At 72.2% G+C, this 23,970-nt stretch carries 21 protein-coding genes and 4 tRNA genes; 14 read left to right on the top strand and 11 right to left on the bottom strand.

Annotation, left to right across the window (positions count from 1 at the left end; translation table 11 throughout):
• The first annotated feature begins 1 nt into the window (after window position 1).
• The 5 genes from ACFVVA_RS20175 to ACFVVA_RS20155 all read left to right on the top strand — a co-directional run bounded on the left by ACFVVA_RS20175 (window position 2) and on the right by ACFVVA_RS20155 (window position 1,421).
• Window positions 2-75, top strand: a tRNA-Ile gene (locus tag ACFVVA_RS20175).
• A 104-nt stretch (window positions 76-179) separates the two neighbouring features.
• Window positions 180-253 (top strand) — tRNA-Ile (locus ACFVVA_RS20170).
• Between the two features lie 158 nt (window positions 254-411).
• Complete coding sequence (locus ACFVVA_RS20165) at window positions 412-774, top strand: DUF6191 domain-containing protein (protein ID WP_387691276.1); 363 nt, start codon at window positions 412-414, stop codon at window positions 772-774.
• A 259-nt stretch (window positions 775-1,033) separates the two neighbouring features.
• Complete coding sequence (locus tag ACFVVA_RS20160) at window positions 1,034-1,162, top strand: DLW-39 family protein (protein WP_014137031.1); 129 nt, start codon at window positions 1,034-1,036, stop codon at window positions 1,160-1,162.
• 186 nt (window positions 1,163-1,348) lie between these two features.
• Window positions 1,349-1,421 (top strand) — tRNA-Ala (locus tag ACFVVA_RS20155).
• 81 nt (window positions 1,422-1,502) lie between these two features.
• On the opposite strand, the gene ACFVVA_RS20150 is transcribed toward ACFVVA_RS20155, so the two are convergent.
• Window positions 1,503-2,243: a DUF5324 family protein gene (locus tag ACFVVA_RS20150; protein ID WP_387691274.1), complete on the bottom strand. Its 741-nt coding sequence runs from the start codon at window positions 2,241-2,243 to the stop codon at window positions 1,503-1,505.
• 219 nt (window positions 2,244-2,462) lie between these two features.
• Between ACFVVA_RS20150 and ACFVVA_RS20145 the strand changes: the two genes are divergently transcribed.
• Window positions 2,463-3,356 carry a rhomboid family intramembrane serine protease gene (locus tag ACFVVA_RS20145; protein WP_387691272.1) on the top strand — a complete coding sequence of 298 codons (894 nt, stop codon included), beginning with the start codon at window positions 2,463-2,465 and terminating at the stop codon, window positions 3,354-3,356.
• Between the two features lie 337 nt (window positions 3,357-3,693).
• On the opposite strand, the gene crgA is transcribed toward ACFVVA_RS20145, so the two are convergent.
• Complete coding sequence (gene crgA / locus ACFVVA_RS20140) at window positions 3,694-3,942, bottom strand: cell division protein CrgA (RefSeq protein ID WP_224283164.1); 249 nt, start codon at window positions 3,940-3,942, stop codon at window positions 3,694-3,696.
• Between the two features lie 168 nt (window positions 3,943-4,110).
• On the opposite strand from crgA, the gene ACFVVA_RS20135 reads away from it, so the two are divergent.
• The 5 genes from ACFVVA_RS20135 to ACFVVA_RS20115 all read left to right on the top strand — a co-directional run bounded on the left by ACFVVA_RS20135 (window position 4,111) and on the right by ACFVVA_RS20115 (window position 7,810).
• Entirely contained in the window at window positions 4,111-4,875 is a 765-nt protein-coding gene (locus ACFVVA_RS20135; protein ID WP_387691270.1) for a DUF881 domain-containing protein, read from the top strand.
• Between the two features lie 69 nt (window positions 4,876-4,944).
• On the top strand, window positions 4,945-5,124 hold the full coding sequence (locus ACFVVA_RS20130) for a hypothetical protein (protein WP_049656795.1): 180 nt from the start codon (window positions 4,945-4,947) through the stop codon (window positions 5,122-5,124).
• A 55-nt stretch (window positions 5,125-5,179) separates the two neighbouring features.
• Window positions 5,180-5,842, top strand: a complete 663-nt coding sequence (locus ACFVVA_RS20125) for an aminodeoxychorismate/anthranilate synthase component II (protein WP_359912219.1) — start codon at window positions 5,180-5,182, stop codon at window positions 5,840-5,842.
• 5 nt (window positions 5,843-5,847) lie between these two features.
• Window positions 5,848-6,939 (top strand): class E sortase, encoded by a 1,092-nt coding sequence (locus ACFVVA_RS20120; protein WP_387691267.1) that lies wholly within the window; start codon window positions 5,848-5,850, stop codon window positions 6,937-6,939.
• A 37-nt stretch (window positions 6,940-6,976) separates the two neighbouring features.
• Window positions 6,977-7,810, top strand: coding sequence for a class E sortase (locus tag ACFVVA_RS20115; protein ID WP_387691265.1), 834 nt, complete (start codon window positions 6,977-6,979; stop codon window positions 7,808-7,810).
• A gap of 172 nt (window positions 7,811-7,982) precedes the next feature.
• Here the strand turns inward: ACFVVA_RS20115 and pknB are convergent, their stop codons facing one another.
• The 6 genes from pknB to ACFVVA_RS20085 form a co-directional block, all read right to left on the bottom strand.
• The gene (gene pknB, locus ACFVVA_RS20110; protein ID WP_387691263.1) at window positions 7,983-10,097 is read right to left on the bottom strand and encodes a Stk1 family PASTA domain-containing Ser/Thr kinase; all 2,115 of its coding nucleotides are present in this window, start codon (window positions 10,095-10,097) and stop codon (window positions 7,983-7,985) included.
• A gap of 260 nt (window positions 10,098-10,357) precedes the next feature.
• Window positions 10,358-11,815, bottom strand: coding sequence for a peptidoglycan D,D-transpeptidase FtsI family protein (locus ACFVVA_RS20105; protein ID WP_387691261.1), 1,458 nt, complete (start codon window positions 11,813-11,815; stop codon window positions 10,358-10,360).
• Window positions 11,812-13,191, bottom strand: a complete 1,380-nt coding sequence (locus tag ACFVVA_RS20100) for an FtsW/RodA/SpoVE family cell cycle protein (protein WP_359912237.1) — start codon at window positions 13,189-13,191, stop codon at window positions 11,812-11,814. The genes ACFVVA_RS20105 and ACFVVA_RS20100 overlap by 4 nt, the downstream gene beginning before the upstream one ends.
• Window positions 13,192-13,348: 157 nt before the next feature.
• Window positions 13,349-14,965 carry a PP2C family protein-serine/threonine phosphatase gene (locus ACFVVA_RS20095; protein ID WP_387691259.1) on the bottom strand — a complete coding sequence of 539 codons (1,617 nt, stop codon included), beginning with the start codon at window positions 14,963-14,965 and terminating at the stop codon, window positions 13,349-13,351.
• Window positions 14,966-15,019: 54 nt separating this feature from the next.
• The gene (locus ACFVVA_RS20090) at window positions 15,020-15,574 is read right to left on the bottom strand and encodes an FHA domain-containing protein (protein WP_387691257.1); all 555 of its coding nucleotides are present in this window, start codon (window positions 15,572-15,574) and stop codon (window positions 15,020-15,022) included.
• A 46-nt stretch (window positions 15,575-15,620) separates the two neighbouring features.
• Window positions 15,621-16,487, bottom strand: a complete 867-nt coding sequence (locus tag ACFVVA_RS20085) for a DUF3662 and FHA domain-containing protein (protein ID WP_359912199.1) — start codon at window positions 16,485-16,487, stop codon at window positions 15,621-15,623.
• A gap of 422 nt (window positions 16,488-16,909) precedes the next feature.
• Between ACFVVA_RS20085 and ACFVVA_RS20080 the strand changes: the two genes are divergently transcribed.
• Window positions 16,910-16,993, top strand: a tRNA-Leu gene (locus ACFVVA_RS20080).
• 99 nt (window positions 16,994-17,092) lie between these two features.
• Here the strand turns inward: ACFVVA_RS20080 and ACFVVA_RS20075 are convergent.
• Both ACFVVA_RS20075 and ACFVVA_RS20070 read right to left on the bottom strand, forming a co-directional pair.
• Entirely contained in the window at window positions 17,093-18,238 is a 1,146-nt protein-coding gene (locus ACFVVA_RS20075; protein WP_387691254.1) for a sensor histidine kinase, read from the bottom strand.
• A complete protein-coding gene (locus tag ACFVVA_RS20070; protein ID WP_359912234.1) occupies window positions 18,235-18,885 on the bottom strand; it encodes a response regulator transcription factor in 651 nt (216 codons plus the stop codon). Before ACFVVA_RS20070 ends, ACFVVA_RS20075 begins: the two co-directional genes overlap by 4 nt.
• Window positions 18,886-19,225: 340 nt before the next feature.
• On the opposite strand from ACFVVA_RS20070, the gene ACFVVA_RS20065 reads away from it, so the two are divergent.
• Both ACFVVA_RS20065 and ACFVVA_RS20060 read left to right on the top strand, forming a co-directional pair.
• On the top strand, window positions 19,226-21,055 hold the full coding sequence (locus ACFVVA_RS20065) for a phosphatidylglycerol lysyltransferase domain-containing protein (RefSeq protein WP_387691252.1): 1,830 nt from the start codon (window positions 19,226-19,228) through the stop codon (window positions 21,053-21,055).
• A 275-nt stretch (window positions 21,056-21,330) separates the two neighbouring features.
• A complete protein-coding gene (locus tag ACFVVA_RS20060) occupies window positions 21,331-22,023 on the top strand; it encodes a hypothetical protein (RefSeq protein ID WP_387691250.1) in 693 nt (230 codons plus the stop codon).
• An 81-nt stretch (window positions 22,024-22,104) separates the two neighbouring features.
• Here the strand turns inward: ACFVVA_RS20060 and ACFVVA_RS20055 are convergent.
• On the bottom strand, window positions 22,105-23,970 hold a 1,866-nt coding region (locus ACFVVA_RS20055; RefSeq protein ID WP_387691248.1), incomplete at its 5' end, for a SpoIIE family protein phosphatase.

Raw genomic sequence — 23,970 nt, 5'->3', positions numbered from 1 at the left:
AGGGCCTATAGCTCAGACGGTTAGAGCGCTTCCCTGATAAGGAAGAGGCCACAGGTTCAAGTCCTGTTAGGCCCACAACCGCGAAGGGCCCGGAGTGATCCACTCCGGGCCCTTCGACTCTTTCGAGATCGGGCGGGGCCGTGGAGCGGCCGGGATCCGGTACGATCTCTGTTCGGTGAGGGCCTATAGCTCAGACGGTTAGAGCGCTTCCCTGATAAGGAAGAGGCCACAGGTTCAAGTCCTGTTAGGCCCACCTCCCCGAAGGGCCCGGAGTGATCCACTCCGGGCCCTTCGGCGTTTCCCGCCGCTCCTCCCGCCGCTCTTCCCGCCGCTTTTCCCGCCGCCGGACCGGGAACCGTGCGCCCGTCCCGACGGTTCCCCGGGGAAACACGGTGGAGGGTTGGTGACGGCATGGCGGTGCTGTGGGCGATGAGCATCCCCGGACTGGTCTGCGCCCTGGCGGTGCTGGCGGTGCTCGACCAGCTGGCACTGAGGGCGGGCCGCGCCCGCTGGGTGCCCTGGCGGGGGACCGGTCGGGAGGGGCAGATCTCGGCAACCGGGTTCGAGCAGCTGCACGCGCAGTTCGCCGCGGGCAAGCAGCACGAGCTGGACGAACGCGGCAGCACGCTGATGCTGCGGGACGAGGAGGGCGAGGGGGCGCCGCCGCGGACCAGGGTGGACCTCGCGGGCGGCACGGCCGTGGTGGTGGTGCCGGACCGCCCGGCGAACGGCCCCGCGGCCGGGGCGGTGCGGGGCCCGGGGGGCGGGGCCTGACCCGTGGGCGCGGCGGACGGTCCGGGGGCGGCCGGACCGCCCGCCAGGAGGTGCGGCGTCAATCCCGGGACCGGACCGCCGGGTTGGCCGTACCGGTGGCTGGTCACGATTGGGACACCGGTGTGTATCATCGGCCGCAAGGGCAGTCTGGCACTCGGCAGCCCGTTCGCGCTCGAAACACAACTGGACTCGTCGGCCCGGTCAGTCAGGCCGGATCCGGCTCTTGAGTCCGTCAACGCAAGAAGGACGAGGTCCCGCGGTGAAGAAGCTTCTCCTGGTCGCCCTGGTCGCCCTCGGCGGCTTCTTTGTCTACCGTCAGGTCCAGGCGGACCGCGCCGAGCAGGACCTGTGGACCGAGGCCACCGACCCGGTTCCGGCCGGTCGCTGAGCCCCCGGCGATCTGACGATCGACGAACTCCGGAGGCGCCCGTCGGCGCCTCCCGGGCCGGCCGGCCCGGTCGGCGAACCGGACCGGCCGACCCCATGGAACAGCACCGTTCCAGGGGGACGGCGCTGGGAATCGCGCCGGAAACCGGTACGCTAGTGCCCGTTGGCACGCGCGCGGTGCCGTCGAGGGGCATTAGCTCAGTTGGTAGAGCGCTGCCTTTGCAAGGCAGATGTCAGGAGTTCGAGTCTCCTATGCTCCACAATCCACGGCAGTAGCCGATCGGCCGTCGACCAGGATCCTGGTCGACGGCCGATCTGCGTTTCCGGCGGTCTCCGCACGGTCAGCGCGGCCCGGGGCCGTCGTCCTCGGGGGCGGGGCCGTCGTTCTCGCCGACCGGGGCCCCGTCCGTGCCCTCGGCGGTGGCGTCCGGGCCGGAGCCGTTCACCGGCGCGGACGCGGCGTGCGCGCCGGTGGGCCGGGGCTCCTGCGGTGCCGGGGGCTCGACCAGCCACTCCGGGTTGCTGTGCCGGCGCCACCACTGCCAGGCCACGATGCCGCCGCCGATCGCCAGCAGACCGGCCACGGCCAGGCCGGAGGCCAGGCGGTTGCAGTCCTTCTTCCTGGCGTTCCGGGCGGCCAGCTCGCTGATCTCGGCCGAGCTGACGTTGCCCTGGAGGGCGGTCAGCGCGGCGGCGCCGCGGGTCTGGGCCTCGTGGGCGACCGGGCCGACGGTGGCGCGGGCCTCCTCGACCGCCTGGGCGACCCTGGGGGCCACGGTGGTGCGGGCCTGGTCCGCGGCCCGGGCGGCGGACAGGCGGGCCGCCAGAGCGGCCTCCTGGGCCCGGTGGAGGGCCTTCAGGGCGTTCTGCTGGGCCTCCGGCGGCAGGCTGGCGAAGGCGTGGCCGATCTGCGGGGCGAGATGCCTGTCGTACTGGATGCGGAGGTTGTGGGCGGCCAGCGCGGCCTTCGGGCCCAAGGCGTCCAAGGCGGGGCCGAGGCGCTGCTTGGCGCCGTCCGCGAAGTGTGCGGCGGTGTCCCGGGTCCTGGTGGCCGTCTCTCGGGCCGAATCCGAAAAGCTCACGAGTCTCTCCTCCTGGGTGGCGTCCTATATGCACATATCCACCTGAATGCTGATCATGCATCCTGATTTGTCCGACGGCAGGTCGGGGTGGGCCGTTCGCGGGGCCCTGCGGGGCGGCGGGGTGGCGGGAGGCCGGTTGTGGGGGAGCCGGTCCGGGAGCGGGGGCGCGGCAGTAGGCTGGCGGTTTCGGAGGTCGTGTACGGGAAGGGGACTCCGCTGATGCTCCCGGACGAGCCGCGGCCGTCGGCCGATCGGTCCCCGGAGGCCGGTCCGCCCGGCTGCTACCGGCACCCGCGGACCCCCACCGGGGTCTCCTGCACCCGCTGCGAGCGGCCGATCTGCCCGCAGTGCATGGTGACCGCCTCGGTGGGCTTCCAGTGCCCGGAGTGCGTCGGCGACGGCCACGCCGGGACGCGTCGGGCGACCACCCGGTTCGGTGGCGCCCTGGCCGCCGACGGCGGGCTGGTCACCCGGGTGCTGATCGGCCTCAACGTCGTGGTCTGGGTGCTGGCGGCCTACGTGCTCACCCCGCGGCTGGGCCAGACCTGGTCGCTGTTCAGCGCGGGGCGGGACATCCTCGGCGGCCCGGCGGGCATCGCCGACGGCCCCGACCAGTGGTACCGGCTGCTGACCGCCACCTTCCTGCACCTGGAGTGGTGGCACGTCGGGATGAACATGCTGGTGCTGTTCTGGCTCGGCCCGACGCTGGAGGAGGCGCTCGGCCGGCTGCGCTTCCTGGCCCTGTACCTGGTCTCCGGTCTGGGCGGCAGCACCTTCGCCTTCCTGGTGGCCGGCGACTGGATGAACTCGGTGGGCGCCTCCGGGGCGGTCTTCGGGCTGATCGGCGCCACGATCGTGCTCCAGCTGCGGAACAGGGGCCCGCTCGGCCCGGCGATGGCGTTCCTGGTCTTCAACCTGGTCGTCACCTTCTCCCGCCCGGGCATCGACTGGCGGGCGCACGTCGGCGGGCTGGTGCTCGGCGCGCTGACCGCGGCCGGCCTGATGTACGCCCCGCGCGAGCGCCGCGGCCTGGTCCAGGCGCTGGCGGTGGCGGGCGCGGTGGCGGTCGAGGCGGGGATGCTGCTGACCGGGATGGCCCTCTACGGGGCCTGACCGCCCGGACGTTTGTCCACAGCGGGTGCGGGGTTGTGCACAGGCTGTGCGGCCACCGGGTTGCGGACTGCTGTTCTACGCGTGTCCTGCTGTGCGGTTTTCTCGTTTCCGGGGAGTTGTGCACAGCTGTGCACGGCCCCGCCCGGGAAAGTTATCCACAGGCTGGGGAGACTTTTCCCCAGTGTGGATAACCATGTGGATAAGCACGCCAGTCCGATGGTGGGGACAAACGACCGGATTCCCGACCGGTTCCGGGCACGCCTCACCGCCGCCCCGGGACGAGCGATCCGGAGCGGCGGGAAACGGCTCGAATCAGAGCCTCAGGACGGCCGGGCCGTCACTTCCACTGGGTGGAGACGCCGAACCCTGCGGCGATGAAGCCGAAGCCGACCAGGATGTTCCAGTTCCGCCAGCTCTCGACCGGGTAGGTGCCGCTGGTCACGTAGTAGGTGACGATCCACACCAGGCCGATCAGGAACAGCGCCAGCATCAGTGGGGCGACCCAACTGCGGCCCGAACTGATCTTCACCGCGGCCGTCGTCGGCGGGGTGTAGTCGGACTTCTTGCGGAGTCGAGACTTCGGCACGAGGAGCTCTCCTGTCGATGCGCTGTGAGACCGCGCAGGGTGCAGCGGGTGGAATCGGCTGCGGTCGGCCGTGGAGAACGTCCTGGGGACCGCTCCGCCACATGCCACCGGCGTCCGTTAGCGTAGTGGCTCGGCGGGTCTTGAGGAGATAAGGGTACGGTGACTAATTTGTCGATTCCCCCTGAGCCGGCCCCTACCCGCCGTTCCGGCACCCGAATTGTCGGACGTGCCCTGACCTGCGCCGTCTTCGCGCTCGCCGGTCTGCTCTTCTACATCAGCGCGCAGACCGCCCGCGGCACCGACCTGCGGACCGACAACTCGCTGCTGAGCCTCGGCGACGTGGTCCGCCAGCGCAGCGCGCAGAACCAGCAGGCGCAGTCCCAGCTCGCCGACCTCCAGGCCCGCGCCCAGCAGCTCACCGAACAGCAGGGCCACGACCCCGCCGACACCGCGCAGCTGGACGGCCTGCGCTCCGGCGCCGCGCTGGAGCCGCTCCAGGGCGGCGGCCTGACCGTCACCCTCAACGACGCCCCGCCGAACGCCACCGCGCGCATCCCGGGGGTGCCCGAGCCCCGCGTCAACGACCTGGTCATCCACCAGCAGGACATCCAGGCGGTGGTCAACGCGCTGTGGCGGGGCGGCGCCGAGGGCGTGCAGGTGATGGACCAGCGCCTGATCTCCACCAGCGCCGTCCGCTGCGTCGGCAACACCCTGCTCCTCCAGGGCCGGGTCTACTCCCCGCCGTACGTGGTCAAGGCGGTGGGCCGGACCGACGCCCTGCATTCGGCCGTCGACGCGGACCCGACGATCCGCAAGTACCTCCAGTACGTCCAGGCGTACGGGCTGGGCTGGAAGGTCCAGGAGAGCGGCGAGCTGAACCTGCCCGGCTACTCCGGCACCACCGAGCTGCGGTCGGCGGGCGGGCAGCAGTAGCGGACCGGCCCCGCGGCCGTGCACGGCGGGTCTACTCTTTAACCCAGTCCGCTACGTCGAGGGAGCACCATGTACGGCTGGATCTGGCGTCACCTCCCGGGGAACACCCTGGTCCGGGCCGTCATTTCGCTGCTCCTCGTCCTGGGGATCGTCTACCTCCTCTTCACCTACGTCTTCCCGTGGGCGGAACCGCTGCTCCCCTTCGGCGACGTCACAGTGGACGGCGGCGACGGCGCCGCGACCGGCTGAGCCGGCGGGCCCGGCACTCCCTTCCCGCACCGCACCCCACGGAGACCACGCGCGCATGACGACCCGGACGACCCCGCCCCGCATCCTGGTGGTGGACAACTACGACAGCTTCGTCTTCAACCTGGTCCAGTACCTGTACCAGCTCGGCGCCACCTGCGAGGTGGTGCGCAACGACGAGGTGACCGTCGAGCACGCCGTCCGCCGCTCCGGCGAGGAGGGCTTCGACGGAGTGCTGCTCTCCCCCGGGCCCGGCGCTCCCGAGGAGGCCGGGGTCTGCATCGAGATGGTGCACCACTGCGCGCGGATCGGGCTGCCGGTGTTCGGCGTCTGTCTGGGCCTCCAGTCGATCGCGGCCGCGTACGGCGCGGTGGTCGGCCGGGCGCCCGAGCTGCTGCACGGCAAGACCTCGCCGGTCGAGCACGAGGACGGCGGGGTCTTCGAGGGCCTGCCCTCGCCGCTGACCGCGACCCGCTACCACTCGCTCGCGGTCGAGCCGGCCACCGTGCCGGCCGAGCTGGTGGTCACCGCGCGCACCGGGAGCGGTGTGATCATGGGCCTGAGGCACCGTGAACTGCCCGTCGAGGGCGTGCAGTTCCACCCCGAGTCGGTGCTCACCGAGGGCGGGCACCGGATGCTCGCCAACTGGCTCGCGGAGTGCGGCTTCCCGCAGGCGGTCGACCGGTCGGCCGGGCTCGCCCCGGTGATCGGCCGGGGCTGACCGGCGTGACCGCGCTGCGTCCGGAGCGGCGCTTCCAGCCGGAGGCGGACCCGTACGGCACCGTGCAGCAGTACGGCGGGCCCGGGTACCCGGGCCAGGACGACGGCACCGGCGGTGCGCCCTACCGGCAGCACCCGGGGCAGACCGTGCCCGAGGACGCCTGGGGCGTCTACGAGCAGGCCCAGGAGCCCCTGGTGGACGGGCCCGAGTACCCCTGGCTGCCCGACCAGACCCTCCAGCTGCGGCTGCCCCCGGACCTCGGCGCGCCGGCCGCCGAACCGGCCCCCACCGGCGGCCGGGCCGAGCGCCGCCGCGCCGCCCAGGGCCGCACCTCGCTGCGCTCCGGCAACGGCCGGCGCCGGGCGGGCGGCCGTGCCGCCGGGCGGGTGCGTCCCAAGGAGTCCCTGCTCGTGGTGGCCGCCCGGGGCGTCGGCGAGCTGTGCATAACGCTCGGCGTGGTGATGCTGCTCTTCGTGGCGTACCAGCTCTGGTGGACCAACGTGCAGGCCGACGAGGCCGCCGACGGGGCCCGCAACAAGCTGGAGCAGCAGTTCAACGCGGTCGCCCCGCCCGTCCAGCCGGGCCAACCGGCCCCGGACCCGAACAAGCCCGAGGTGTTCGAGCCCGGCAAGGGCTTCGCCATCATCTACCTGCCCAAGCTGGGGCTGAAGTTCCCGATCGCCGAGGGCACCTCCAAGTCGGCGGTGCTCGACAACGGCCTGGTCGGCCACTACAGCGGCACCGGCATGCCGGGCGACAAGGCGGGCAACTTCGCGCTGGCGGCCCACCGCAACACCCACGGCGAGCCGTTCCGGTACATCAACCAGCTCGGCAAGGGCGACAAGATCGTGGTGGAGACCGCCGCCGGGTACTACACCTACGAGGTCACCGGGGGCATCCCGGAGACCTCCCCGAACAACGTGAGCGTGATCAAGCCGGTGCCGAACGGCGCCGGGTACACCGGTCCCGGCCGCTACATCACGCTGACGACGTGCACCCCGGAGTTCACCTCCAAGTTCCGTCTCATCGTCTTTGGCAAGATGATCGAGGAACGGCCGCGTGCCCAGGGCAAGCCGGCCGCGATCACGGGCGGGTAGCCGCCCGGCCGCCCGGCCCGGAGGGGGAACACCGCAGATGCAGGACGAGACCGCGCAGTCGGCCGAACCGGCGCAGGAGGCCTTCCCCCCGCCCGAGCCGCGGGCCGGGCGGGGCCGGAACCGGGCGCTGGCCGCGCTCGGCGTCTTCGGCGAGCTGTTGATCACCCTGGGCCTGGTGCTCGGCCTGTTCGTGGCCTACTCGCTGTGGTGGACCAACGTGCAGGCGGACCGCTCGGCCTCGGAGGCCGCCGACCGGCTGCGCGGCAGCTGGGCCGCGGGCCCGAACCCCGGCCCCCCGGCCGCCCCCGGTGCCACCCCGGCCCCCGGCGCGTCCGGTGCCCCCGGCGCCGCGCCCACGGCCGCGCCGAAGCAGTTCGCGGTCGGGGACGACGTCGGCTTCCTGCACGTCCCGGCGATGGGCAGGGACTTCCAGGTGCTGATCCGGCTGGGCACCTCCACCGAGGTCCTGGACGACGGCGTGGCGGGCGTGTACGAGCAGCCGTACAAGGCCGCGATGCCCTGGGACCAGGAGGGCAACTTCGCGCTGGCCGCCCACCGGGACGGCCACGGCGCCAAGTTCCACGACCTGGACGCCGTCCACCGGGGCGACGCCGTCGTGGTCGAGACCCAGGACAAGTGGTACGTCTACAAGGTCGACAGCACCCTGGCGGAGACGTCCAAGTACGACACCGGCATCGTGGCGCCCGTCCCGGCCCGCTCCGGCTACGCCGGGCCCGGCCGCTACATCACCCTGACCACCTGCACGCCGGTGTACACCTCGCGCTACCGGATGGCCGTCTGGGGCAGCCTGGTGCGGGTGGACGACATGGATGCCAAGCGCACCCCGCCGCCGGAGCTGCGGCGCCCCTGAGGCCCCGCACGGGGCTCCCCGGGACCTCCCGGGGACCTTCCGGGGCCTCGTGGGGCCCCGGGGCCGGGTACGGAAACGCCCGAGGGCCCGCCGCAAGCGTTGCGGCGGGCCCTCGGGCGTGCTCCGTGCTGCTGGTCCCCCGGTTCAGCCGAACCAGGGGAATACCGGAGGCTTAGTGGTCCCCTTTGGGGGGTGTGGTGGTGGGGTCGCCCCCTTTGGGCGGCTCGGCCGCCTTGGTGTACAGCTGGATCTGGGTGTTCGGGTCGACCGCGGTGCCGGCCGGCGGGTTGGTCTGCTGCACCGTCGCGTTCGGGTCCGAAGGGCCGCTGACCACGATGTAGGTCAGGCCGAGCTTCTGCAGCTGGGGCCCGACGTCGCTCAGCTTGACGTTCTGCAGCGGCGGGACCTGGGGCTTGTCCTGCGCCTTGAAGATGGTCAGCGCGATCTTGGTGTTGGCCGGGGCCTTGGTGTTGGCCGGGACCGACTGGAAGGAGACGGTGTTGACCTTGCTCGGGTCGGGGGCCGGCGCGGTCTTCGAGGCGTCCACCTGGAAGCCGAGGCCCTGGAGGGTGGCCGTCGCGTCCTCCTTCTGGGCGCCGACCACGTTCGGCACGTTCACCTTGGCCTTGCCCTGCGACACGGTCAGCTTGATCGCGGCGCTCGGGTCGACGGCCGCGTTGGCCGCCGGGTCCTGGGCGGTGACGGTGTCCTGCGCGGCGTTGTCGTCGTCCTTGTACTCGGTGGTGACGTTGGTGAAGCCGAGGTCGGCGAGCGCCTTGACGGCCTGGTCCTTGGGCTTGCCGACCACGCCGGGGACCTGCGCCTTGGCCGGGCCCGAGGAGACCTGCACCGTGATGGTGGAGGTCTCCGCGACCTGGGTGCCCGCCGTCGGGGTCTGGGTGCAGACCTGGTCCTTCTTGACGTTGGTGTCCGGGCAGGCGATCTTGTCGCCCTCGGTCACCACGAGCTTGGGGCCGGCCCCGGCGGCGGCCGTCTTGGCCTCGGCCAGGGTCTTGCCGACCAGGTTCGGGGCGGTGACCTTCGCGGCCTCCTTGGTGCCCTTGTCGCCGAACATCGCCTGGGCGACGAAGAAGGTGCCGACCAGGACCAGCACGGCGGCCACCGCCAGCACGACCCAGGAGGTGTTGCTCTTCTTCGGCGGGTCCTCGCCCCGCCGGCCGCCGCCGCGGCCGTAGCCGTCGTCGTTGCCGCCGCCCGCGGCGCCGGCGTAGGTCTGGCCGTAGCCGTCGTCCTGGTAGCCGCCCTGCTGCCCGTAGCCGGGCTGCCCGGAGGCCTGCGGCAGGACGGTGGTCGGGCCGCCGCCGGGCTGCTGCGGCAGCACGTTGGTCTGCCCGTACGGGTCGTGCTGCTGCGGGTAGCCGTTCTGGTCGTAGCCGTATCCGGCGGCGCCCATGCCGTACGCGGCCTGCTGGGCGGCGGCGACCGGGAGGCCGTCGAGGAAGCGCTCGATGTCGTCGCGCATCTCGTCGGCGCTCTGGTAGCGGTAGTCGCGGTCCTTGGCGAGCGCCTTCAGCACGATCGCGTCGATCTCGGGGCGCACCTCGGGGTCGAAGACCGACGGCGGCTGCGGCTCCTCCCGGACGTGCTGGTAGGCCACCGCGACCGGCGAGTCGCCGACGAACGGCGGGCGCACGGTCAGCAGCTCGTAGAGCAGGCAGCCGGTGGAGTAGAGGTCGGAGCGGGCGTCGACCTGCTCGCCCTTGGCCTGCTCGGGGGAGAGGTACTGGGCGGTGCCGATGACGGCCGAGGTCTGCGTCATGGTCATACCGGCGTCACCCATCGCACGGGCGATGCCGAAGTCCATGACCTTGACGTTGCCCTGCCGGGTCAGCATCACGTTGGCCGGCTTGATGTCGCGGTGCACGATGCCGGCCCGGTGCGAGTACTCCAGGGCCTGGAGGATGCCGATGGTCATCTCCAGGGCGCGCTCGGGCAGCAGCCGGCGGCCGGAGTGCAGCAGCTCGCGCAGCGTGGACCCCTCGACGTACTCCATCACGATGTACGGGATGGAGATGCCGTCGATGTAGTCCTCGCCGGTGTCGTACACGGCGACGATCGCGGGATGGTTCAGGGACGCGGCCGACTGCGCCTCGCGGCGGAAGCGGGCCTGGAACGACGGATCCCGGGCCATGTCGGCCCGGAGCGTCTTCACTGCGACGGAGCGGCCGAGTCGGGTGTCATGGGCGAGGTACACCTCGGCCATGCCGCCGCGTCCTAGGACGCCGCCGAGCTCGTACCTGCCGCCGAGGCGACGAGGCTCTTCCATAGTTCAGACCCTCTCCCTCACCCGCCGGTGAGGTTGTGACGTAGGTGTCCCCGCACGCTCTGGGTGACGCCGCGCGGTCCGCGACCGGTTCTCCGGCCGAGCCGTGCGGTGCCTCGCGGGCGGCAACGGGCACACCCGCTGCTGGCGGATACGCTACCGGTCGCACCGCACCGGACCGGAGTCAACCGTCGGCCGATATCAGACCGGTATCCGGACGGGGCCGGCGATCGTGACGTTCCCCTCACCTCGGATCCACGCTCCTACTTGCCGAGAGCGGCCTGCATCACCGCCTTGGCGATCGGGGCCGCGAGCCGGCCGCCGCTGATGCCGTCGCGGTTCTGGGAACCGTCCTCGACCACCACCGCGACCGCGACCGACTGGCCGTCCGCGGTCTTGGCCCACGAGGTGAACCAGGCGAAGGGCAGCCCCGCGTTGTCCTCGCCGTGCTGCGCGGTGCCGGTCTTGCCGCCGACCTGGAGGCCGGGGATCTTGGCGTTGGTGCCGGTGCCGTTCTCGACCACCGAGACCATCAGGTCCTGCATCTTCTGCGCGGTGGCCGGGCTCATCGCCTGGGAGAACTGCTTCTCGGTGTGCTTGGAGACGGTGGTCAGGGTGGCCGAGCGCTCCTGGTCGACCAGGTACGGCTGCATCAGGCTGCCGTTGTTGGCGATGGCGGCGGAGACCATGGCCATCTGGAGCGGGGTGGCGCGGGTGTCGTGCTGGCCGATCGAGTCCTGGGCGGTGCCGTCCAGGCTCGGGCTGTCCGGGAAGACGCTCTTCTCGGACCGGACCGGGGTGTCGATCGTGCTGTTGAAGCCGAACTTCTCGGCCTGCGCGCGCATCCGCTCCTTGCCCAGGTCCGCGCCCATCTTGGCGAAGACCGTGTTGCAGGACTGGTCCATCCCGGACTTGACGGTCGCGTTCTCGCAGCGCTCGTTCGGGCTCTCGTTCTTCAGCTGGGTGGTGGTGTTCGGCAGGATGTACGGCTCGGGCGTGTCCGTGGCGTCGTCGATGCTCTGGTAGCGGCCGTTCTCGAACGCCGCGGTCGCGGTGACCAGCTTGAAGGTCGAGCCGGGCGGATAGGTCTCCTTCAGCGCCCGGTTGAGCATCGGCTTGTTCGGGTCCGCGTTGAGGTCCGTCCACGCCTTGGTGTCGGCCGCCTCGCCGCCGGCGAAGGTGCCGGGGTCGTAGGACGGGGTGGAGACCAGCCCGAGGATCGCGCCGGTCTTCGGGTCGAGGGCGACCACCGCGCCCTTCTTGTTGCCCATGGCGTCGAAGGCCGCCTTCTGGACCTTGGCGTTGATGGTGGTGACGACGTCGCCGCCGCGCTTCTGCTCGCCGGTCAGCATGTCCAGGGTGTTGCGGAAGAACAGCCGGTCGTCCGTCCCGGAGAGGATGCCGTCCTCCAGGTTCTCCAGCTGGTTGGAGCCGTAGGCCTGGGAGGAGTAGCCGGTCACCGGGGCGTACATCGGGCCGTCGACCCAGGAGCGCTTGTACTTGTAGCGCAGGCCGTCGACGAAGTCCGACTTCGTGACCGGCTGGCCGCTGACGATGATGTTGCCGCGCGGGTGGGCGTAGCGGTCGTACAGCTGGCGCTTGTTGTTCTTGTTGGTGGCCCAGGAATCGGCCTGGACGCCCTGCACCCAGTTGGTGCGCACCATCAGGGCCAGGATCAGGACGAGGCAGAAGATCGAGACCCGGCGGATCGGCTTGTTCATCGGGCGGGTCCTCCCTGGCCCTCGGTGGCGGCCGGGGCCGGTTCGGCCCCGGGCCGGCGGGCGCTGTCGCTGATCTTCAGCAGGATCGCGACCAGCGCCCAGTTGGCGACCACGGACGAACCACCCTGGGCGAGGAACGGCATGGTCATACCGGTGAGCGGGATCAGCCCGGTGACACCGCCGGCCACGACGAACACCTGGATCGCCATCGCCGAGGAGAGGCCGACGGCGAACAGCTTGCCGAACGGGTCGCGGGCGGCGAGCGCGGTGCGCAGGCCGCGCTGCACCAGCAGCGCGTACAGCAGGAAGATCGCCATCAGGCCGGTCAGTCCGAGCTCCTCGCCGAAGGAGCCCAGGATGAAGTCGCTCTTGGCCGCGAAGGCGATCAGCCAGGAGCGGCCCTGGCCGAGGCCGGAGCCGGTGACCCCGCCCGAGCCGAGCGCCATCAGCGACTGGCCGATCTGCTCGGTGGCGCCCTTCGGCGGGTTCGCGCTGAAGGCGGCCATCGGGTCGAGCCAGGCGTCGATGCGGACCTTCACGTGGCTGGCGGTCGAGGCGACCGCGACCGCGCCGCCGACCGACATCAGCAGGCCGAACAGGATCCAGCTGGTCCGCTCGGTGGCGACGTAGAGCATCACCACGAACAGGCCGAAGAACAGGAAGGACGTGCCCAGGTCGTTCTCGAAGATCAGGATCAGCAGGCTGAGCAGCCAGATCACGACGATCGGGCCGAGGTCGCGGCCGCGCGGCAGGTACAGGCCCATGAACCGGCGGCTGGCCAGTGCCAGGGCGTCCCGCTTGACCATCAGGTAGCCGGCGAAGAACACCGTCAGGACGATCTTGGCGAACTCGCCCGGCTGGATGGAGAAGCTGCCCATCCGGATCCAGATCTTGGCGCCGAAGTCCTCCGCCCGGGACGGGAAGAAGGCCGGCGCGGCGAGCAGGACCAGGGCCACCACCATCGAGATGTAGGTGTAGCGCTGCAGCACCCGGTGGTCCTTCAGCAGCACCATCACCCCGATGAAGCCGGCGATCCCGAGGGCCGACCACATCAGCTGGTTCTCGGCCGCCGGGTAGTTGCCCCGGAGCAGCTTGCCCGCCTTGTCGAGCCGCCAGATCATCACCACCCCGAGCCCGTTCAGCAGGGTGGCGATCGGCAGCATCAGCGGGTCCGCGTACGGCGCGAAGCGGCGCACCAGCAGGTGCGCGACCACCGCCAGGGCGCCCATGCCGAGCCCGTAGCCGAGCATGCCGGTGGGCAGCTTGCCGTCCATCGCGAGGCCGACGTTGGCGTACGCGAGGACCGGCACCAGCACCGCGAAGACCAGCAGGGCCAGCTCGGTGTTGCGCCGGTTGGGCGTCTCCTGCGGGGAGATCGTGGTGTTGCCCCGGCGGCGGGGGACGGCACGTTCAGCCGCCCGGCGCCGGCCGGACCGGGTGGTTTCTTCGCTCAGGTCGTAGCTGCTCACGTGGTGACCGCTCCCTGACGGCCGGCAAGCCCGCTCGGGGCGGACCTATGTCGGATCACGGACGTCACTGCTTCGGGCAGGAGTTGGCCCGGCTGAGTTCGTCATCGGTCAGCGGAGCCTGGTCGCCCTGCGCGCCGGCCACCGGAGGGGTGGTGCTCGGCGCCGGGGCGGGTGCCCCCGGAGCGGTCGGCGCAGGCGTGCCCGAGGGCGAGGTGGTCGGTGTCGCCGCGGCCGGGCCGCGGTTCTTCTCGGTCGGGGTGGGCGTGGTGGCCAGGTAGGCGGCCTGCGCCGCCTGGGTGGCCGGCGGTGCGGCCGGGGCGGTCGCCCTCGCCGCCCGCTGGCAGAGCTGGACCCAGCCGTCGAGCTCGTTGACCGTGGACTGGGCGTCCTTCATGCTGCCGACCGAGATGGTCTTCTTCACGTGGACCTGCTGGTCCTCGGGCAGCCACTTCAGCTGGATCTTGCTGTACGAGGAGTGCACCGAGGACAGGCTCAGACCGGCCAGGTTCTGGTTGATGCCCTGGTAGATCGCGACGTGGTCGTCCTGGGTGCCGACGTAGTACTGGTCCTGGGTCCACCGGTAGCCGAACCAGCCGGCGCCGCCGAGCAGGCCGAGCGTGACCAGGACGGCCAGCGAGACGGTCAGGCCCTTGCGCTTGCGCTTCGCGGGCCGGTCCTCGTCGAAGTCCTCGGTGCCGTACACCGAGGGCTCGCCGGAGCCGTACTCGCCCTCGTACCCCTCGGCGGGGCCGAAGCCGCCGTGCGCGGCGCCGTAGCCCTCCTGGTAGCCCTCGGCCGGGCCGAAGGCGCCCTGCGGGCCGCGGCCGAGGCCGGCGGCGCGGCCGGCCGGGGTGTCCGCGATCGAGCGGTCGGCGGCGGCCGAGGACGGCGGGGCGTCGGCGACCGCGCCGACCACCACCGGGACGTCATTGAACTGGCCGCTCATGGTGTCCGTGGCGCCGACGTCGATGACGTCCGCCACGATGCAGGTGATGTTGTCCGGACCGCCGCCGCGCAGCGCGAGCTGGATCAGCTCCTGCACGGTCTGCTCGGGCGAGTAGTAGCTGCCGAGGGTGTCCTGGAGGGTCTGGTGGCTGACCGGGCCGGAGAGGCCGTCGGAGCAGATCAGGTAGCGGTCGCCGGCCCGGACCTCGCGGATCGACAGGTCGGGCTCGACCTGGCCGCGGCCGTCCAGCGCCCGCATCAGCAGCGAGCGCTGCGGGTGGGTCTCGGCCTCCTCGGGCGTGATCCGGCCCTCGTCGACCAGGCGCTGCACCCAGGTGTGGTCCTGGGTGATCTGCACCAGGGAGCCGTCGCGCAGCAGGTAGGCGCGGGAGTCGCCGACGTGCACCAGGCCCATCCGCTGACCCGTCCACAGCATGGCGGTCAGGGTGCAGCCCATGCCCTCCAGCTGCGGGTCCTCCTCGACCATCAGCCGGAGCCGGTCGTTGGCGCCCTGGACGGCGTCGCCCAGCAGGGTCAGCAGGTCGGCGCCCGGCACGTCCTCGTCCAGCCGGACGATCGAGCCGAGCACCTCGGAGGACGCGACCTCGCCGGCCGCGGCACCGCCCATGCCGTCGGCCACGGCCAGCAGCCGCGGCCCGGCGTAGCCGGAGTCCTCGTTCCCCTCCCGGATCAGTCCCTTGTGGGAGCCGGCGGCGAAGCGCAGCACCAGGGTCATGCGACCTGTGCCCCCCTCTGGGTCATGGACGGGATGCTGTCCCTCATGCGCCAACTACTTCCGCAGTTCGATGACGGTCCTGCCGATACGGATCGGCATGCCCGGCTGGAGCGGGGTGGGCGCGGTCAGGCGCTGCCGGTCCAGATAGGTGCCGTTGGTGGAGCCTAGATCCTCGACCGTCCACTGCCCAGTCTGATCCGGATAGATCCTGGCATGCCGGGAGGACGCGTAGTCGTCGTCCAGCACGATGGTGGAGTCGTGCGCGCGGCCGAGCGTGATGGTCTGGCCCTGGAGCGCCACCGTGGTGCCGGCCAGCGAGCCCTGCACCACGACGAGCTGGGTCGGGCCGCCGCGACGGCGCCCCCCGCCGCCCTGGGTCTGGCCCGCCGCGGGGCCGGCCTGGGCCGGTGCCGCGGCACGCGCGACGGTGGCGGCGGTCGCGGTGGCGGCGCCGCCGGCGGCCGTGGTGTTCGTGCCGCGACGGGAGGACCGCGGGTTCACCTTGGTGCCGAACAGGTCGCTGCGGATCACCTGGATCGCGACGATGACGAACAGCCACAGCACGGCCAGGAAGCCCAGCCGCATGACCGTGAGGGTCAGTTCTGACATGGCCGTCCCGCCAGTCGGTGAGCGAGGCGCGCGAACAATTCGGACACTACCCTTCGACCTGCCGGTAGACGATGGTGGTGGAGCCCACGACGATTCGAGAGCCGTCGCGGAGCGTAGCGCGCTGGGTGTGCTGTCCGTCCACCACGATGCCGTTGGTGGACCCCAGGTCGAGCACCATCGAGGGCGTGCCGGGCCGGATCTCGGCGTGCTTGCGGGAGACCCCGGGGTCGTCGATCCGCACGTCCGCCTCGGTCGACCGGCCGAGCACGCAGGCCGAGCCGGTGATCTGGTGCCGGGCGCCGTTCACCTCGACCCAGCGGCGCATCCCGGCGCCGCCGTGGCCCGCGCCGGGAAAGGCCCGGACGTTGCCGCCGGCGGGCGCGGGCGGGCCGGGGGGCATCGCGGGAGGCGCGGCCGGCGGCGGGGGCGCGCTGTACTGGCCGGCGCCGGGCTGCTGCCACGGTGCGCCGGGGGCGGGAGCGGCCGGCGGACGGTCGTAGCCCGGCTGCGGCGGCGCGTACTGCTGCTGCGGGGGCTCCTCGGCCGCGAGGGTGCGGCTGCGCACCCGGTACAGCCCGGTGTCCAGGTCGTCGGCCTTCTCCAGGTTCACCTGGAGCGGACCCATGAACGTGTACCGCTGGGCCTCCGCGTACTCGCGGACCATGCCGGCCAGCTCGGTGCCGAGCTGCCCGGAGTAGGGGCTGAGCCGCTCGTGGTCGTGCGGGCTCAGCTCGACGATGAAGTCGTTCGGCACGACGGTGCGGTCGCGGTTCCAGATGCTCGCGTTGTTGTCGCACTCGCGCTGCAGCGCTCCGGCGATCTCCACGGGCTGGACCTCGGACTTGAACACCTTGGCGAAGGTGCCGTTGACGAGACCCTCGAGCCGCTGCTCGAACTTCTTCAGCACTCCCATGGGGCACCCCCTTCCAGGGTTCGTTCGCCTGCCTGCCGGCCGGATCCCGCCCGGGACCCGGTCGCGCCTCCTACTTGCGGTACTTCCGTACTGATCGTATCCACGCCGGGCCCTTCCGTACGGTTCCCGGACCGTGTGGTGCCCGGGGGTGGGCTCGGACACACAGGGTGACGCATTTCGGGTACGGCACGCCAGGTGCGCCCGCCGGATCGCCCTTCCGGAAGTCGTACGGGCGTTCGTCGGGCATGGGTTCGAGTGTCGCCGGGGTCTCCGGACAACGGATTCGGAGCAGCCCCCCAGGTCGTGCTAATGTTTTCCATGTCGGAAGGGCCGCCCGAAAGGGAGGCCGGTCCAAGGAAGTGCGAAGTACCGATGGTACCGAGCACCCCGGAAGATCGGTCGGCAACGAGGACAACACCCATGCGCGGGTGGCGGAATAGGCAGACGCGCTGGATTCAGGTTCCAGTGCCCGAAAGGGCGTGGGGGTTCAACTCCCCCCTCGCGCACAGCGAAGCCCCGCAGATCTACGGATCTGCGGGGCTTTTTTGTCGTCCGCCCCTCCCCGACGGCGGCCGGCACCGGTGCCTCCGCCGGGCCGGGGCGGATCAGCCGCGGTTGGCCGGGAGTTCGGCGCGGACCTCGAAGCCGCCGTCCGGGGTCGGCCCGGCGGTGAGGGTGCCGCCCAGCAGCTGGGCGCGCTCGCGCAGGCCGACGAGACCGTGGCCGCCACCCGGCAGCGTCTCGGTGGGGTGCACCGGCGGCGCGTCGTTGCGGACCTCGACCCGCAGCCGGCGGCCCTTCGCCCGGACCCGCACGTGCACCGCCGCCTCCGGGGCGTACTTGGTGATGTTGGTGAGCGCCTCCTGGACGGTGCGGTAGGCGGCCCGTTCGACCGCCTCCGGCCACGGTCGGTCGCCGGGGACCAGTTCGGAGTCGGCGGTCAGGCCGCTCTCCTCGATCAGCCGGGGCAGGTCGGCCAGCCGGGGCTGCGGGGCGAGCGGGGCGTCCGGCAGCCCGCCGGTGCCGCGCAGCACCCCGACCATCTGGCGCAGCTCGTCCAGGGTCCGTACGGACAGCTCGCGGATGGTGCGGGCGGCGGTCACGGCCGCCGGGTCGGGGCTGCTCACCTGGAGCGCTCCGGCCTGGATGCTGATCAGGCTGACCTGGTGCGAGACCACGTCGTGCATCTCCCGGGCCAGCCGGCCGCGCTCGCTGATCAGCACCCGCTCGGCCAGCAGCCGGCTCTCCCGCTCCTGGCCGCGGGTCAGCTCGTCCAGGCGGGCGGCCAGCTCCCGCCGGGTGCGGGCGAGCAGACCGGTGGCGGCCGGGCCGGCCGCCAGCATCACGGCCTGGATGGCGTCCAGCGCGGTGGCGCGGCTGAGGTCGAGGACGCCCTCGGGCAGCGGCCAGTGGAAGAACTCGACCAGGGCGAACAGGACGCCGCAGGGGATCACGATCCGGGGGCGGGGGCGCTCGGCGGCCACCGAGTAGACGGCCGTGATCGGGGCCAGCCAGATCTCGTCCACGAAGCTGCCCGGCATGGTGAGCAGCAGCACGGTCACCGGGAAGCGCCGGCGCCAGAACAGGGCGACGGCGGCCAGCGTGGACAGCGCCACCTGCCACCAGGCGGCCTCCCGGGCCACCAGGGCGGCGTCCAGCAGGGAGTAGAGGACGGGCAGCAGCAGCATCAGCCAGGGGGCGGTGCACCAGGCCGGCAGCCGTCTGGACGGCAGTTGGTCGGCGGTCGTCATGCCCCGTCGCCGGGCTTGGGCCGGACCAGCCCGGCCCGGTGGGCCAGGACGGCGGCCTGGACCCGGTTGGCGGCGCCGAGCTTGCCGAGGATCGCGCTGATGTGGTCCTTGACCGTGCCGGTGCCGAGGAAGAGCCGGTCGGCGATCTCGGCGTTGGACAGGCCCTCGCCGAGCAGTGCGAGCACGTCGAGCTCGCGGCCGGTGAGGGTGCGGGCGAGCGCGGTGGCCTCGGCGTCCGGGCCGCCGCCGTCCACGTAGCCGCCGATCACGGTGCGGGTGACGGTCGGGGAGAGGATGTTGCCGCCGGCCGCGAGCACCCGGACGGCGTGCACCAGCTGCTCGGGGGCGGTGTCCTTGAGCAGGAACCCGGCCGCGCCGGCCCGCAGCGCGGTGCCGATGTACTCGTCGGTGTCGAAGGTGGTGAGCATCGCCACGGCGGGCGGTTCGGGCAGGGCGCGCAGGCGGCGCAGCACCGAGATGCCGTCGAGGTCGGGCATCCGGATGTCGAGCAGCACCACGTGCGGGCGAAGCCGCTGGACGTGTTCCTCGGCCTGTCCGCCGGAGCAGTCGCCGACCACCTCCAGGTCGTCGGCGGAGCCGACGATCAGGCCCAGGCCGGAGCGGACCAGGATCTCGTCGTCGACGATCAGCACGCGGGTGGTGGTGATGGTGCCTCCTCGGTTCGGGCGGCCGGGTCGGGGCGGTCCGCGTGGGTCGTTTCGAGAGTAGGGGTTGTGCGAGTGGGGTGCCGAACGCCGGGGGCTGATCACCCCCGCCGTTCGGCGGGGGTGGGAATCCGCTACCCGGTTCACGCAATTCTCAGGTTCGGTGGGGAAACATGGAGTTGGCTGACCCTTTTCCGGCCGCATCCTCCAATCGGGCGGTCGGCCGGGTGAGGTCGCCGGTCAGTCCGTCGGGCCCGAGCGGGCGCCCGACGCCGGGCCGTTTGCGGATGCGCCCCACCATCTGATCGTTTGGAATTGAGCTGTGTCGTCCACTGTGAAGTCGGAGCCGTCCGCCACGTCCCACGGACCCCGGCCCGGCGACGTGCTGAACCGCTGGCGTCCGAGGGCCGCCGCGGCCTCCGTCTGGTACCTGCGGCTGATCGCGCTGCTGAACGTGGCGACGGTGCTCCTGGTGCCCTTCCGCGACCAGGTCTACGAGCACAACGAGGGCGAGTACTTCACCCCGTACCTGATGACCGCGGGCCTGGCCAGCGCGGTGCTGTCGGTGTTCCTCGCGATCGCGATGCGGCGGCGCAAGCGGGCCGCGTGGATCTTCAACACGGCGCTCGGCGGGATGTTCGCGCTGCTGTACCTGGCGGCCATGCTGGTGCCGGACGAGCGCTTCGACTCCCACCCGCTCAACTACATCTCCACCGTCCTGACCTGCCTGTTCGTGCTGGCGCTGCTGATCGGGCGCAAGGAGTTCACGTCCAAGGGCGACAGCTCCAACCCGAAGACCGCGGCGGCCACCTTCGTCGCCGGGCTGGCGTTCGGGGGCGGGGTGGGCGCGCTGCTGGTCTGGCTGACCAACGAGCTGTCCGGCGCCGGCTTCTGGGACCTGTTCCGCTACTCGGTCGGCCGGATGATCACGATCACCCCGTCCGAGCACCTGCGCTCGGTGATCGCCGCGCCGACCTGGGTGAACGCCGCGATCAACGCGATGGGCGCGGTGCTCTTCCTGCTGGTGCTGTACGTGGCCTTCCGCAGCCCGCGCGGCAAGGAACTGCTCACCGCCGAGGACGAGGCGCAGCTGCGCGGCCTGCTGGACAAGCAGGGCGAGCGGGACTCGCTCGGCTACTTCGCGCTGCGCCGGGACAAGGCGGTGGTCTTCTCCCCCAGCGGCAAGGCGGCGGTCACCTACCGGGTGATCGGCGGCGTCTCGCTCGCCTCGGGCGACCCGATCGGCGACCCGGAGGCCTGGCCGGGCGCGATCGACGCCTGGCTGTCCGAGGCCCGTGAGCACGCCTGGGCGCCGGCCGTGATGGGCGCCTCCGAGGAGGCCGGGGTGATCTACGCCCGGCACGGGCTGGACGCGCTGGAGCTGGGCGACGAGGCGATCGTCGAGCTGGACGAGTTCTCGCTGGACGGCCGCGCGATGCGGGTGGTCCGGCAGGCCTACAACCGGGTCAAGCGGGCCGGGTACACGGTGCGGATCCGCCGGCACGAGGACATCTCGGAGGAGGAGATGGCCGAGCTGGTGGCCAAGGCCGACGAGTGGCGCGACGGGGCCACCGAGCGCGGCTTCTCGATGGCCCTCGGCCGGCTCGGGGACCCGGGCGACGGCCGCTGCGTGATGCTGGAGTGCCACGACGGCGAGGGCGAGCTCAAGGCGCTGCTCAGCTTCGTGCCGTGGGGCCCGGACGGGCTCTCGCTGGACCTGATGCGCCGGGCCCGGGACACCGAGAACGGCCTGATGGAGTTCATGGTCATCGAGCTGCTGCAGCGCGCCGAGGAGGTCGGGCTGAAGCGGGTCTCGCTGAACTTCGCGATGTTCCGCTCGGTCTTCGAACGCGGTTCGCGCCTCGGCGCCGGCCCGGTGCTGCGGCTGTGGCGTTCGGTCCTGGGATTCTTCTCGCGCTGGTGGCAGATCGAGTCGCTGTACCGCGCCAATGCCAAGTACCGGCCGATCTGGGAACCGCGCTACCTGCTCTTCGAGAAGAGCAGCGAGATTCCGCGGATCGGCATCGCGAGCGCGCGCGCCGAGGGTTTCATCGTCGCGCCGAGCCTGCCCGCCCTGTTCCGCCGCCGGCACGCCCGGGCCGCCGTGGTGGCGCCCCGGCTCCCGGTCGCGGCCCGGGACGGGAAGGGGTAGCCCTCCGTCGGGGGGCGGAGGGGGCCGGTCGGTCGAAATGGGGGGCCGATGGGGGGATTGCCTCCCCCCAGAGGATGACCCCGCTCCACATCCGTGCCGATGTGGCTTTGTTAAGAGGCTTCTAATGTTGGAGTAGTCGAGAGTTCGGGGATTCGGAGAAAGCTGTGATTCACAGGACCCACGCGGGGGGCGTGCGAAAGGGGCCGCTGGCAATCGCCGGATCGGCCGCTGTCGCCGAGTGGGGAACGTTGTTCGCGACGGTCCGGGACGCGGTGGTGCGAAAGAAGTTCGCCGCCGTTCCGCTGGCCACCGTCGCGACGTTTCTGATCCTGCTGTTCAGCATCGTCCAGCACCTGCCGGGCGGAGAGCGTTTCGTCAACAACATCGGGGTGGTGCGGGCGGCGCTGCCGCTGGACGTCTCGCTGCTGCGGACCCCGCTCTCGCTGTACGTGCCGGCGCTGGACCTTCCGGTCTGGGGGGCGCTGGCCCAGGTCTTCGTGGTCTTCGCGATCGCCGAGATCGTGCTCGGCCGGCGGATGACCCTGGTGGTCGCCTACACCTGCACCCTGGCGGGCACGCTGTTCGCCCGGGTCGGCGTGGCGATCGGGCCGCACCACCTGTTCGGCTTCCCGAAGTGGGTCGCCTACGTGCGGGACACCGGGCCCTCGGCCGCGGTGGTGGCGCTGGCGATCTGCATCGCGTTCCGCTGCCGGGCCTGGTTCACCGGCGGCCTGGTGGTGGCGGTGATGATCGGCGAGGCGGTGGTGCTGCCGAACCTGGCCGGCCTGGAGCACGTGGTCGCGGTGATCACCGCGCTGCTGATCGCCGTCTCGGTCGAGGTCTTCGGGGACTTCTGGCCGAGGGTGCTGGCCGGGGTCGGCGCCGCCGCCTCGGTGGCCGCGGCCGCCTCGCGGGAGGTCGCGGTGGAGGCCCGGCGGCGCCGCTCGGCGGGCGCCGTCATCCCCTGACGGGTGCCGACGACGTTCCACCGGCCGCGTACGGGTGCCCGTACGCGGCCGTTCGGCGTCCGGCGGCCGTCGGCGCGGCCGTCAGGCGTGCGGGAGCGGGAGCTCGAACCAGACGACCTTGCCCACCGCCTTGCGGGCGGTGCCCCAGCGTTCGGCGAGCTTGGTGACCAGGGTGAGGCCGCGACCGGTCTCGCCGAGCTGCTCGGCCGGCTCCAGCGAGGGCAGGTTGTGGTTGTCGTCGCTGACCTCGACGAGCAGTTTGTCCACCCGGATCAGCTGGAGCTTCACGGTGTCCCGGGCGACCCGGACGGCGTTCGTCACCAGTTCGCTGACCAGCAGTTCGGTGGTGTCGCTGAGCGCCTCCAGGTGCCAGCCGGCCAGTTGCTCGCGCACCAGCGAGCGGGCCCGGCCGACCTCGCGGTGGTCCACGGTGAGGTCCCAGGTGGCCACCTCGGACGGGGCGACCCCGTCGAAGCGGGCCACCAGCAGGGCGACGTCGTCCTTGCGGTCGTCCGAGTGCAGCCGTCGCAGCACCTCGTCGCAGGCCTGCTCGGGGCTCTGCCGGGGGTCGATCAGGTTGCCGCAGAGCGCGGCCAGGCCGGCCCCTATGTCCCCGCCCCGGACCTCGACCAGGCCGTCGGTGCAGAGCACCAGCATCGAGCCGTCCGAGACGTCGATGGTCTTGGCGACGAACGGCACCCCGCCGACGCCGATCGGCGCGCCGGCCGGGATCTCCAGCAGCTCGCCGCTGCCGTCCGGGTGCACCAGGACCGGCGGGACGTGGCCGGCGCTGGCCAGCTCGCAGGTCCGGTTGATCGGGTCGTAGACCGCGTACAGGCAGGTCGCGAGGTGGTCGTCGCCGAGCTTGTGGGCCAGGTTGTCCAGGTGGCGCAGCAGCTGGCCGGGCGGCAGGTCCAGGGCGGCGAGGGTCTGCATGGCGGTGCGGAAGCGGCCCATCGCGGCCGCCGAGTGCAGGCCGTGGCCCATCACGTCGCCGACCACCAGGGCGACCCGGCTGCCGGGCAGCTGGATCGCGTCGAACCAGTCGCCGCCGACCTCGGCCTTGGGATCGCCGGGCAGGTAGCGGTGGGCGATCTGCACACCGGGGATCTGCGGCGGGCGGGTCGGGATCATCGAGCGCTGCAGGGTGGTGGCGACCCGCGCCTCGGCGCGGTGCAGCCGGGCGTTGTCCAGCGACAGCGCGGCGCGGGCGGCCAGCTCCTTGAAGGTCGCGGCGTCGCCCTCGTCGAAGGGGGCGCGGTCCGGCAGCCGCAGCAGCTTGAGGATGCCGAGCACGGTGCCGCGGGCGGAGAGCGGGACGACCAGCATCGAGCGGCCGGTGACCACCGGGGCCAACTGGGCGCCGCCGAGCGCGATCGCGTAGTCGACCGCCACGTCCGGGCTGACCACCGGGACCAGCACCGGCTGGTTCAGCTGCAGGGCCATCCCGGGCGGGGTGCGGCGGGGCATGCTGACCAGCGAGCCCTCGGAGAGCACGTGGTCCCAGGCGCCGCCGGTCTCGTTGTAGACCAGGGCGACCCGGCGCAGCATGGTGTCGTCGTCCGGGCGGGCGGCGGGCAGCTCGGAGTCCGAGATCAGCCCGTCCACCAGGTCCACGCAGGCGAAGTCGGCGATCCGGGGGACCAGCACCTGGCACAGCTCGTGGGCGGTGAAGCCGAGGTCCAGCGTGGTGCCGACCTTGCCGCCGACCTCGTTCAGCAGGGCCAGCTGTTCGCCGGCCTGCCCGTTGGTGAGGAAGGGGCCGAGCCGTCCGGCGGGCGGGCCCTCCCCGGCCGCGGGCGCGGGGACCGGGACGGTGGCGGGCGGGGCCTGGTCGGGGTGCGGCAACGGGTGGCCGTTGGCGGGAGGTTCGACGGCGGTGTGCTCGATGGCGGGGGCTCCTGCGGTGGGCGGGGGTGCCTCCCGGCCGGAGGCGGGGGGAGGGAC

It is taken from the genome of Kitasatospora sp. NPDC058048 (genome assembly GCF_042885555.1).
In the GTDB taxonomy this organism is placed as follows: Bacteria; Actinomycetota; Actinomycetes; order Streptomycetales; family Streptomycetaceae; genus Kitasatospora; species Kitasatospora lactacystinica.
The sequence above is the reverse complement of the archived record's forward strand: the minus strand, read 5'-3'. Positions and strand labels throughout refer to the sequence as shown.